The organism is Anaerocolumna sedimenticola (assembly GCF_009931695.1).
Taxonomy (GTDB): domain Bacteria; phylum Bacillota; class Clostridia; order Lachnospirales; family Lachnospiraceae; genus Anaerocolumna; species Anaerocolumna sedimenticola.
Map to the genome: position 1 here is coordinate 328390 of NZ_CP048000.1, position 12247 is coordinate 340636.

The following is a 12247-nucleotide window of genomic DNA, read 5'->3' on the forward strand; positions in this document are numbered from 1 at the left end:
TCCATACATACCAACAATCGCTTACTATTGATGTTAACAATCGTATTATGAACCCACATGCCTTATCACATTCCCCTTATTTGTTTATTTTTCCAGTTTTACTGTCCAATCCTGCCCATAATTGATATGGTAAGTTTCGCAGAAATCACCCAAACAAACTGCCATTGACACCTTTAATAGTTCGTTGGTATAAATAACTGCTTCTCCCTGTTTCACAAATCCGAAAGCTTTGGCAAAAGGAACTTTTTTTTGAAAAACAATTTCGTTCCCATGGCGGATTGTCACATTGATAAGGTCACCATATTGGAATCCGTTTCTTAAAAATTCTTCGACAGGAATATTACTCCAAAGATTGCCAAAGTTAGGATCACCGATTTCAAATATTCCCTCGGCTTTTTCATATTCTATTTTCGGTTCTTGAATTTCATGGACTACGATTTTCTCCGTCGGATATGCCGGCCCAACTTCTTCATAAGATATAATGCCGCTTGCCAGTCTTGCGGCACAGTATCCAAATAAATCACGTCCATGGAAAATACTGGTCCCCAGAGTTGCTTGCAGCCGGTTAACCTTTTCATCGATTTCCCTTATTTCCGCTATACCCACGTATTTTTTAACATGGGTTAAGGCTCCGTTGTCGGGCGTTACAACAAAATATCCGTCGGCAGTCCGTGCAACACATGCCCTTCTTGCAGTACCTACTCCCGGGTCAACCACTGAGACAAATATGGTTCCTTTTGGCCAGAACTGCATGGATTGATATAAACGATAGGAAGCACTCCAGGTATCAAACCTTGGAATTTCATGTGTTCCATCAAATATTTCCAAAGAGCGGTCGACGGATTTAACCACTCCATACATGGAGCAAATGGCTCCCTCTTTATAAGTAAAATCTGTCTGGAATACTAATATTGGTTTTTCGTTCATATCATAGTTATCCTTTCTCATGAATTAAACTTAATGGCTTTGCGTCTTAAAGGGGGTTATGCATAATTATACCAAAATTCTGTAGTGTTAACAATTATCTTATTTTAATTTATTTATCCTAATAAGAAAAAAACCTTTACAATTACTTACTGCAACTGTAAAGGCCTGTATTCCGAATATGCATTACCCATTGAAATATTTATCCCACTGGTACACTTTTATTTCACTGTATATCTTTTATTTCACTGTATATCTTTTATTCCGCTGAATATCTTTTACTCCACCAGGAAACCTTTTATTACTGCTCTGTATCTAATCTGGGATGTTCCATGTATATTTTTCCACTTTGGAACATAAGAGGCGTTATATATACCTGGCGGTCGCCGCTCGGATTATCATAGTAAGTATGAGCATGATAAATGCAATAATACTTGCCGTCTAAAGCTTTTACCACACTATTATGTCCCGGACCTGAAATTATATCCGTGGTTGATAAAATAGGATTATTCTCATATTTCTTAAAAGGTCCCATTGGATTATCCGATACGGCGCATCCAATACCATAGTGTTTTGAAGCATAAAAATTAGCAGAATACATCATATGATAACGGCCTTCCTCTTTCATGACAAACGGCCCTTCATTCCAAAATTGTTTTTCGCCATCATAGATACGTTCCCAGTCCTGTTCCGGCCTCAGAATTAAATTTCCCTCACCTTTGACAGAGATGAAATCTTCTCCTAACTCCACAGCATATATCTCGGATTCTTTCGCTCCGTTCACATAATGATCGGCGCCGGCTCTCGAATAATAGAAATAATTGTGTTCTCCGTCCTTTAATATGTGAGCATCTAAAACACCATACCCAAAATCAAACATTGGCTGTTCATTCAATACATCCTCAAAAGGACCCTCCGGTTTATCAGAAACAGCTACACCGATCCGTAATGCCTCTTCCTTATAAATCTTCCATTGAGCAGTATAATACATATAAAACTTACCATTAAAAAAATATACTTCCGGTGCCCAAAAGCAGGAATTTCCAAAACTTTTATCCGTAGCTTCATAGCATACCACCGGTTCTTTCCAGTCGTTCATATTTTCTGAAATCCAGCAATAATATCCGTTAAAATGACAGGTTGCATACAAATAATATTTTCCTTCAAAGTACAAAATATATGGATCCCCTATATTATCTATGGGAATTGGGTTTTTTATGTTCATGAATGTTTTCTCTCCTTTTATTTTTTATAGTAGGATTCCAGTGTCAAAAGCCAATTTCCTAGGACTAATAAACGTGGCTGACTTATGATGCCGTAAATCAGGCATAAATTTGGTATATACTTTACATTCTCCATAAAAAACTTTCAACATTTTTCATTCATATTGTATGTCATTTTAACATCTCTACAATTTCTTTAAAGTAATTCACAATCCACACAGACAGATCTAATTATATTGCACTTCAACCCGGATATCCTGAGCATAGTTCCCAAACTTTCCGCCAAATAGGTTCAGTCCGCCCGGACACTCACTATCCTTATCTACACCTATTTCAAAGGTAAAATAGTAATTCTCACTTACCTTGAGACTTTTTATATTTCTTTTAGAAATAAGTTTTCCATTAAAAAATGTTCCGGATTTTGTAATGGAAAGCATTTTAAGTTCACCATACTGGGTATTGGAATCGGACCACCAGTCAGGATTGTTGATACCCCTTATACCTCCATAATCACCGCTGACCCGAAAGGTATGCAGCAAAACATCATTTATTTTCAAGTAAATATCAGATGGCCAGGTATTATTATATCCTGGGGCTTCCGCACAAACCTCGAAGCTTATATTTAAACTTTTAACCTCTTTAACTGCCAGATATTTATTGGATATATGGTATTTCAGATATCCGGACGTAAACCAGATTAATTGTGCGTCTATATGTGCCGGATCATAAAAGCCATACCGGGTATCTTCAATATCAACATAATCCTCAATACTTACAAGCCCGCAAGGGTCGTTAACCTCTGCCTCTGAATAGTTTCCCACTGAGATATTCATAACCTTTGCAGACCTTTTGGTTACACTGCCTGAAACTCCAAATAAATCAAATACAACTTTATCTGCTTTTATACCGCAAACTTTCTGCGCACCATGTTTTCCCGGTTTTGGTGTTATTGTTATCAATTCCGCATCCTGCAAAACTTTTGTATGCATACTGACAGAGGATACAGAAACATAAAGAATCTGTGCCAATTCACCCATTGTCATAGATTTATCTATCAGTAATTTTAGAATTTCCAAACGAATCGGCGATGATAAGGCTTTTGCCATTTGACAAGTTTGTTCGATATTGTCAAGATTATAATTAAAAGATTGCTTCCCGCTCCCCATAACTTCCTCCTCTTCACTGCTTCTCTTTCAACTATTCTATCACAGTCACCCGATATTTCTACAATTGATTTTATAAAACAACAGGAATATTAGGAAATTGGCAAAATTTATATACAAAAAAAGAACCATTGGAGTTCACATCCTAATGGTTCTTCTTTTTAATCTTCTATTGGAAGCAAAACATTCAAATCCATTTGTATAGCAAGCAGCCTTTTCCTTTATTTAATAAATACCCGTCCGGTCCCCGTTTGGGCGGTATATGGCTATTTTATTTCCTGATTCCACTGTTATTTTCCATACTTTCCCTGGTTTCAAATCCGGAATTTTTACACTTGTCAGGACAACTCCTGCTTCATTCAGAATTTCCCCGTAATATCCTTTAATTTCATAACAGGGCAGGTCTTTCCGGCAGGTTATCATCAGCCTGTTTTCTTCCCATTCCGCAATAAACGGTGCACATTCTCTCTGTACTGCCCAATAGGAAGGTTTTGGCTCACCACATAATTCAGTGGAACCATGGATTCTTTTCTTAAGCTTCCCTTCTCCGTCCTCTCCCATCTGGGTACGGTAATCGTTCAGGCAGAAATATATGGTTCCCGCAATTCCCGGAAAATGGCGGTATGCTTCCATTTTCTCCAAGAAAATCTGCATCCGGCGCTCATCACCGCCTTTCCAGCGAGGCTCACAAAGTCCAAACTCAGAGGGGACCATGGGTTTGTCCGGATTGGCTTTCAGTATTTTTTCCAGCTCTTTGAACTGGTCCAGTTCTCCTGACCAGGTACCGATGTAATCGTTAACCATCATAATATCACCATCCGTAGTGCCATCCAGACCGGCATCCTGAAAAATACTGTTGCTGACATAATTGGCCGGGCGGCTGGAATCCAGACTATGGGTATATGCCACGGCATCCTTTATGTATTGTATGGTGTCCTGCGCTTGGGCATCCAACTCATTACCGACACCCCATGCAATAATCGACGGATGATTATAATGTGCTTCAACCATTTCTTCTATCTGTGCTTTGAAGATTTTCCACTGTTGTCCTCCTGCTGTCTTAGGATCCTTTCCCCAGAAAGGTACCTCTTCCTGAACCAGCATGCCATGGCGGTCGCACCAGTCATATACCATATCGTCCTGCTGCCAGTGAAAGCGGGTAAATACACAGTTACTTTCCTTTAAGCAGACAAGCATCTTCTCCAGCTGCTCCTTAGGTTCTGCCATTCCATAAAAAGGATCCGAACCAGGCATCCATTCCGTTCCGCAGATTCTAACTTTCTCTCCATTTAGGCGGAAAGAATTACCCTGAACATGGAAGTTCCGGAACCCGAAGACTGTCTCGACGCTGTCCTCTGTCACATTTCCATCTCTCAGGTTCAGTTTCACAGTATATAAGTTCGGATAATCAAAATGCCAGTAACGAATATTTTCGAGTATCCGGGCAGAAACCCTTCCAATACCTTTATCACATCTTTCACTTCCCTCACAAAGCTTTTCTGTCTGTCCGTCGCAGCTCTGATATAACTCCCAGTCTAATACGAGTCCGTCTGTCTCTGCTCCGTCCACTTTCGTATCCACCCCGAAAACGGCATACCCGGTATCCTGGCGGCTATCCTTTGTTAAAATAACCGGTTCGGCAGTTACTCTGTGGGATTTTATCAGATGTTTTCCCGAAATTAATAATTCCACATTCCTGATAATCCCTCCGTCACAGGCCCAGTCAAAGCTTCTGTTACAGGGCAGCATTGTATCTGTAAATTCGTTATTCACTTTTACGGTCAGTTTATTTTCCTCTCCATACTCTAAGGCTTCTGTGAGTTCAACTGTAAAAGGCGTAAACCCGGAGTTCTCATGTCTTCCTATTTCTTTACCGTTTAAATATATGGCAGCATCATGATATACTGCTTTAAATAGTACCCTCACTCTTTTGTCTTTCCAGGACTCCGGCACCTTTAAAGTATGTTCATACCATCCGTTTCCCCAGGTATCTTCCGTATTATCTTCAATATTCCAGGTATGGGGCACGGTCACTTCACGTCCCTTTTTAAGACATTCTGCCGTATCTCCCAGATTGAATTTCCATCGCTCTAATAATATAGTTTCCCTCTTCATAATAAATTTCTCCTTATGGTAATAAATCACATGAATAAATCACTCAAACAAATCATACAAAGAAATCATAGTTATAAATCAGATGCCGAAGAACTTCAGTTCCGCTATTGCATATGGCTGATTCTTATAAACGGTCTCGGCAGAGATATATACTTCGTTTTTCTTATCCTTTTTTAAAAGAATTTTTATTCCTTGCATCTCAGTCTGTTTAAAATAAATTTTGTTTTCTTTTCCTTCGGTAAGAAAACTTCTATATATCACATGAACAGGTTTCCAGGTATCTCCATCCAGATATTCTACTTCAATAAGCTCCGGTAAATCAAAACCTGACTTGTCATCATGAGAACTTTCGGTGACCAGGTTTATCTGCACCATATCCACGTAATGTGTCCTTTCAAACAAAATACCGTAGAACTTTTCATCCTCTGTCCTGCTTCCGGTTGTATCCCAGTAGGCTGCTCCCGGCTTATTTTCCTGCTTCTTAATAGGTGCATACATCTTATGGTCATTAATACTTGCAAACGGTTTGTCCTCATAATCCAAAACCAATTCTTTATGATTTGGAAACATTAGACAAAACTTCTGAAATGATACTTCTTGCACAGGATTCATATCTCCCGATTTCACATAATTTAACATACAATGAAGCATCCAAACCGCTTCCGGCTGCTCCAGATTAGGAAGGATATTCAGACTGCTGATTAACAGGCTGCCATTCCCGCATTTAACCTCAAATAAGAGTCCCATACTGTGATTCCTGTGTATATTATCTACCATCCTGATTATCGGTTGAATACCCGTATCATCCAGAATCACAGAACGGCTGTTCTTAAGCATATGCCACCAGGGATAGTTTGTATACTCATCCACCTGCATCTTTTCAAACAGCTTATGTTCTGTTTCTATAAGCATTCCCATGGTGCCGTGCTGATCCCTTTTCTTAAACATAATCCAACACCAGAAATCGCTCATAAATGAGCTTTTTACACTGACAGGAAGGCTTGACTGTGTCAGTTTTGGAAGTAAAATAAGCCTCTCGCCTTTTTCCAGCCTTTCCCTTACACTTTCATCAAACGCTGTAACAATACATGATCTGTCTAACTCTTTTTTATCCACTTCCGGATATATCCAAAGCTCATATTCGTTGATATAATCCGTTCCTTCAACCTGGATTTTAATTTTAAGTTTATAAGAGGCGTCTGTATCCAGGCCAGGAATAAAGTTAAGGGTTCCAATACATTCCACTTTCCCCTGCTCTACAGAACAGCTGCTTATCACTTCTTTATAAACCGCACGCCCTGCAGCGTCTGTTACACAAATGGAAACCGGCTTTTTAAGTCCGCTTTCTCCATAATTGGCAATGACAACCTCTGCCTGTATTTTTTCTTTCTGCCTGAAAGTACGTTTCCCAATTTTTAAAAGGGGTACAATACAATTGAAAAACTGCCTGAATACGGCAGGATTGGAAAATTTCTTCGATTCACCAAACGCATCTATCATACCCACCAGGGCTGTACCCTGGCCTGAGAAATCCTGGATTCCCAGCAGGGAGATACCCGCCAGTTTATCCGACCGGAGCGCTGCCTCAATCTCTTCTCTGTAACAAAGCCTGGACAGCTGACCCGTCGCTTCCTGAAATTTGGAATCATAACCAGCCATACCATGACGATCTAAATCCTCCTTAAAAGTACGAAGATTTTCCGGCTGCAGATTCCCGGTATATTTTTTAATTTCATTATAATCAGGGTAGACCTGAAACTGTCCCACTTCAAAACTGATTACAGGGATGGGAATATCTTTTAACACTTCATTGTAATCTGACAGAGTATTCGGAGGAGCATCGTTGATAAACCCATGATTTCCTGCATAAGCGCCACGCCATTTATCCTTATAATTGGCTTGTGCCATTACAAAATCACACTCAGGGTTGACTCCTTTTTCACCGTACCATACGTTGGAGCCTTCTGCATACAGCCTGTCAGGAGCAATCTGCCTCATATAACGGCATAATTCACTCATCCGCTCTCTTTTATGGCTTCTCAGTTCATTTCCCCAGGTCAAAGCCACATAGGAGGGATGATTTCCATATGCCTTATCTATACTTTTTGCCTCTCTGGTATAATACCGATAATCTTCATCCGTATCAAAGGTTTCAAATGTCCACTCGCACAGCTCCGGCTGCATATATATTCCCAGCCTGTCTGCTACACGAAATGCGGCATCCGGAGGACACCAGGAATGAAATCTCACATAGTTGATGCCATAACTCTTGTAAGTAGTGAATAACTTTTCCCATTCTTCCTCTTCCATTGGAGCATACCCCGTTTTGGGAAAAACGGCACAGTTTGCCTCACTTCTAACAAATATCACTTTGCCATTTATCATAAAATGCCTGGAATCAGGGGATACCTGGAATTTCCGCATGCCGAAATCCACTTTTCTCTCCTGGCTTCCAAACTTCGTACGAAGTGATAAATTAAGTTCATACCTATCCGGTTTAAATTCATCCCAGGTAAGATATTCATTTCCCAACTCATATTCAAGTAGAACTTTTGTTTTTCCCGGAGGAATTACCCTATGTACTTCCTTTTTAACACCTCCGGTAACGGATATCTCCCAGCAAACCGACTGCAGAATACCGGTATTCTGCAGCATATCTGCATAAATAAGAATACCTTTCTTATCAAAATCCGGATAAATCCGAATTGTATCCATTGCAATCACCGGAAGAACCCGAATGCCTATCATTCCAACAATACCATTCCAATTGGTCTGGGTATGAGCTGTTGCCATATGGGAACCAATAACAGGCTGGGCAGGCATATGTTCAAAGCAGTTTTCTACTTCCACCGTTATTCTGTTGTTCCTTGTTTCACTGTCTGTGTTATATCGAATATCTGGGGTGCCGTCAATCTGTCATCCTGGCCAACGAACCTGTGATTCACCCAGACTTTTGCAGCTCTTGTTCTTTCCATGGAAAACAGCACGGTTTCGCCTTCTTGATAGTCTATTTCAAAGTCGCGCTCATATACCGCATATCCCTCATAGTGATATTCCGGTGTCAGATACATGGTTTCTCCTGGTTTACTTTTTTCTACTCCTTCGATATCTTTTCCCTGTTCATCCAGTGAGCCGGGAAGCTGTACCCTTTGATTCATCACGGCTTCTTCCTTTTTCCCAAGTCCCAGGTTCCACGAGCCTTCCAGATTAATGTAACGTTCCTGATACAATGTTTCTGACAATTTCTTTTCCTCCATATTCTTATAATTGGTCAATGACTATCTAACAGTCGGTCAATGACCTTTACGGCTTCCCTTAAAAGGTCAGCGCCCATTCGAATACTTTTATATTAACCTTACAAGTAAGTCTCTCCCTTACAAAGCAAGTAGCACAGCGGACCTAAAAATATCCGCTTTGACTCATAATATCATCCTTTCACAGCTCCTGCTGCAATACCCTTGATAAAAGTTTTGGAACATAAACTGAATATTACAATCATAGGGAGTACGGACAGCCCCAGTGCGCACATGATTGCTCCATAATCACTTCGGAACTGATTGGACAGGTTGGATACCATAAGGGGAATGGTAAACATCTCCTGTTTATTAACGAGAATTAATGGCAGTATGTAGTTATTCCAGGACCATAAGAATACCAGGGTAGCCAGTGTCAGAAATCCGGGTTTAATACAGGGTACCACAATCTTAAAGAAGAGGCCGGCCTCCGAACAACCGTCCAGACGTCCGGATTCCAGTAACTCCGTTGGCACAGAGTCTTTAATAAACTGTGTCATGAGAAAAGCTCCCAGAGGATGAGCGGTCCATGTAAAAATCAGCGGAAACAGAGTATTATTAAGTCCTAACGTCCTCATTTCCAGCATATAGCCAATCATGGCAATCTGGCCGGGAATCATCATAATAGCCAATATAAACGTAAAAATTGCATTTCTCCCCCTGAAACGGTATTTGGCAAGTGCAAATCCAATCATGGAGGAAACGAAAACACTTAAAATAACAGATACCACGGACACAAAAATAGAATTAAAATAAGCTCTGAAGTAGTGATTTGCAAACACTGTTTTCAGATTTTCCATGAGGTAATCTCCAGGCAGAATAGGCAGGCCTTTGAAAATATCCTCACTGTAGTATGTACCCATGATAAATACAATGTACAAAGGAAAGAACATAACCAAAGTCATCAGTATCAAAAGCACCTGTTTTAATACGCCGTAAAACACTCTTTTACTCTTATTCATCGTCACTGCCCCTTCCTTTTGTAATTTTAAATCCAATAATTGAGAATAAAATAATGAATACAAAGAGGGAATATGCGATTGCAGAACCATATCCCAGCCTGGAATCCATGTTGAATGCATCATTATAGAATTTCCACACCGTAGTTAATACGGTGTTTCCGGGACCGCCGGTCTGACCATTTCCGATAGTTGCCCATCCGCTGAATAAAAGTTTGGGTTCTTCAAACATCTGCAAACCACCGATTATTGAAGTAACAATAAGAAATATGGTAGTGTTCTTCAGCATTGGAACTGTAATCCTGGTAAACATGTTAAATCTGGTGGCACCGTCCACTGCCGCAGCTTCATACACTTCCGGGGACATGGAAGTCATAGCTGCCAGATAAATAGTCATATAATATCCCAGGTAACGCCATACTACCATAATTACCACAATAACCTTGGATGCGACTTCGCTTTGAAGCCAGTAAAATGGTTCATTTAAAACCCCCGCACCTACCAAAATCTTGTTGATATAACCGGATTGCCAGTCAAATAAGTACGAGAAAATAAAGCCGATTGCAACGGGTGTTGTAATATACGGAAAGAAGTTAACTGTCTGATAAAAACGTTTTCCCCTGCCGGTATCAAACAACAGATATGCCACCATCATTCCCAAAAATACCGTAATGGGAGTAGAAAATGCCATTAGGATAACCGTATTCACTAGAGACTTAAGAAACAAAGGGTCTTTGGTAAATAGGGTAATGTAATTCTGTAATCCCACAAACATCTTGGTTTTCACGCCATTCCAGTCAAAGAAACTTAGTTGGAAAGAATATAACATAGGAAATAAATTGAATAAGAAATATGCCCCCAAAAATGGCAGGCAGAAGATATAGGGCCATTGATTGCCTTTTTGCATCCTTTTATTTTTACCGTTCATGTTTGAATTCCTCCTGTTCTTATTTTATCTACAGGAAGTATGATACCACTTCCTGTAAATGGAAAGAAAGATGGCTGCCACACCCCTCATCGGCAGCCTTTTATGTTTACTCCATGCTATTTCAGAGTTGCAGAAGGAATCAGAGTCTGTGTCTCTGTTTTCAGTAATTCTAATGCTTCGTCCACACTCATAGACGGATTACTTGCCATCTGTGATGTAACGGAAGTCATTGCCGATTTTACGAAAGATTCATTTTTAGTCTGAACTTGTCCTACCGTATTGATTGCAATATCGTTGATGAAGTAATCTGCCAGATTCTGTCCGCCAAAGAAATCATCATACTGACCCTTTTCCGTAAAGAAATCATCATACTGACCCTTTTCCGTAAAGAAATAAGAATTTTTATCTTCATAAGGTGCTTTGAAACCTGTCATAAAACCAAACTGCCGAAATGCTTCCTTTACACCTTCGCCGTCACAATAAACATCCTTTACATAATCCCATGCTGCTTCTTTATGCTTACTTCCTGAATAAATACTTACAGAGGTACCTCCACAGGTAAATCCGTCTCCGGGAGCTTTTGTCAGACCCCAGTTACCGGAACCATCCGGATCATTCGTTGCAATACTCCATTTACAACTCCACGGTGCACATGGATAGAATATAAATTTGCCTTCCGCAAATCCGGAATTCAGTGCAGGAGTACTTCTTTCCTGATTTCCTAAAACACCTGCCTGATTAAACTTAGCAGCAATCTCCAGTACATCTTTGTAACGTCCGGTTAAATCAATATTATCACCGTCAATATAATCTTTTACATTCTGTCCTAATAAAATATCGATCAGCAGTACGGAAATACCCGGTAATGCAGTTACACTGCCGCCGCTTTTTTCTTTTACCTGTTTGCTGACGGTAAGCATTTTATCCCAATCTGAAATCATTTCGGCAAGTTCGTCAGGGTCATCTGTCCCAAGATATTCCTTTGCCAGGTCACGTCGGTATGCAAATCCGCTTGGGCAGATCTGCTGTTCCACACCGTATAATTCTCCATTCGGACCAGACTCCAGTTTTGCGGCAAAATCAAACATATCATCCGGATTCACATTATAAGGGGCCTGTGATAAATCTTCTGTAATACCAAGATCAAATACTTTTCCTCGGTATCCCATCTCTCCTAATATAATGTCCGGAACTCCGCTTCCGGATGCCAGGGCACTCTGCAGTTTCTGCATATAGTCCGGTGTCCCCACTACCAGGGTATCAAATTTAATATTAGGATGTTTCTCATGATACCATTCTGTCATATGTGACAGGTGGGCTTCATCCCAATCCCAGATAGTCAGAGTAATTTCCTCATCGCCGGTCTTTTCTGAAACTGCATCAGATGCACTATTTTCTACTGCGGTTGAATTACCCTTACTGCTGCAGGCACTTAGAGAAGGCACAACCATTATAATTACTAAAAGCATAGCTATAATTTTTTGTTTCATAAAATTTCTCCTTTCAATTTATCAAACTTTAATTTTTCATTTTTTGATTATTAGAAAACCAAGGGCTTTGTTTTCTTCACTGGTAAATATCCGTGCAATTTCTAACCAGTAACTGAAAAAATAAAATACTGTATGTACATTGTAGCATATAT

9 protein-coding genes are annotated in these 12247 nt (G+C 40.1%); all 9 read right to left on the reverse strand.

Annotated elements, in window-relative coordinates:
- Positions 1-84: 84 nt before the first annotated feature.
- Complete coding sequence (locus Ana3638_RS01395) at positions 85-927, reverse strand: SAM hydrolase/SAM-dependent halogenase family protein (protein ID WP_161836364.1); 843 nt, start codon at positions 925-927, stop codon at positions 85-87.
- A gap of 298 nt (positions 928-1225) precedes the next feature.
- Complete coding sequence (locus Ana3638_RS01400; protein WP_161836366.1) at positions 1226-2149, reverse strand: glycoside hydrolase family 43 protein; 924 nt, start codon at positions 2147-2149, stop codon at positions 1226-1228.
- Positions 2150-2374: 225 nt separating this feature from the next.
- On the reverse strand, positions 2375-3313 hold the full coding sequence (locus tag Ana3638_RS01405) for an ArsR/SmtB family transcription factor (protein WP_161836368.1): 939 nt from the start codon (positions 3311-3313) through the stop codon (positions 2375-2377).
- A gap of 222 nt (positions 3314-3535) precedes the next feature.
- Positions 3536-5425: a glycoside hydrolase family 2 protein gene (locus Ana3638_RS01410; RefSeq protein ID WP_161836370.1), complete on the reverse strand. Its 1890-nt coding sequence runs from the start codon at positions 5423-5425 to the stop codon at positions 3536-3538.
- A 78-nt stretch (positions 5426-5503) separates the two neighbouring features.
- Positions 5504-8275: a glycoside hydrolase family 2 protein gene (locus Ana3638_RS01415; protein WP_161836372.1), complete on the reverse strand. Its 2772-nt coding sequence runs from the start codon at positions 8273-8275 to the stop codon at positions 5504-5506.
- Positions 8276-8277: 2 nt separating this feature from the next.
- On the reverse strand, positions 8278-8667 hold the full coding sequence (locus Ana3638_RS01420) for a hypothetical protein (RefSeq protein WP_161836374.1): 390 nt from the start codon (positions 8665-8667) through the stop codon (positions 8278-8280).
- Positions 8668-8852: 185 nt separating this feature from the next.
- Positions 8853-9680 carry a carbohydrate ABC transporter permease gene (locus tag Ana3638_RS01425; RefSeq protein ID WP_161836376.1) on the reverse strand — a complete coding sequence of 276 codons (828 nt, stop codon included), beginning with the start codon at positions 9678-9680 and terminating at the stop codon, positions 8853-8855.
- Positions 9673-10605, reverse strand: coding sequence for a carbohydrate ABC transporter permease (locus Ana3638_RS01430; RefSeq protein WP_161836378.1), 933 nt, complete (start codon positions 10603-10605; stop codon positions 9673-9675). Before Ana3638_RS01430 ends, Ana3638_RS01425 begins: the two co-directional genes overlap by 8 nt.
- A 116-nt stretch (positions 10606-10721) precedes the next feature.
- Entirely contained in the window at positions 10722-12095 is a 1374-nt protein-coding gene (locus Ana3638_RS01435; protein ID WP_161836380.1) for an ABC transporter substrate-binding protein, read from the reverse strand.
- Positions 12096-12247 lie beyond the last annotated feature (152 nt).

Coding starts and splice junctions, on each gene's coding strand:
- Ana3638_RS01395 (WP_161836364.1), bottom strand. CDS start 927: ATGAACGAAAAACCAATATTAGTATTCCAGACAGATTTTACTTATAAA.
- Ana3638_RS01400 (WP_161836366.1), bottom strand. CDS start 2,149: ATGAACATAAAAAACCCAATTCCCATAGATAATATAGGGGATCCATAT.
- Ana3638_RS01405 (WP_161836368.1), bottom strand. CDS start 3,313: ATGGGGAGCGGGAAGCAATCTTTTAATTATAATCTTGACAATATCGAA.
- Ana3638_RS01410 (WP_161836370.1), bottom strand. CDS start 5,425: ATGAAGAGGGAAACTATATTATTAGAGCGATGGAAATTCAATCTGGGA.
- Ana3638_RS01425 (WP_161836376.1), bottom strand. CDS start 9,680: ATGAATAAGAGTAAAAGAGTGTTTTACGGCGTATTAAAACAGGTGCTT.
- Ana3638_RS01430 (WP_161836378.1), bottom strand. CDS start 10,605: ATGAACGGTAAAAATAAAAGGATGCAAAAAGGCAATCAATGGCCCTAT.
- Ana3638_RS01435 (WP_161836380.1), bottom strand. CDS start 12,095: ATGAAACAAAAAATTATAGCTATGCTTTTAGTAATTATAATGGTTGTG.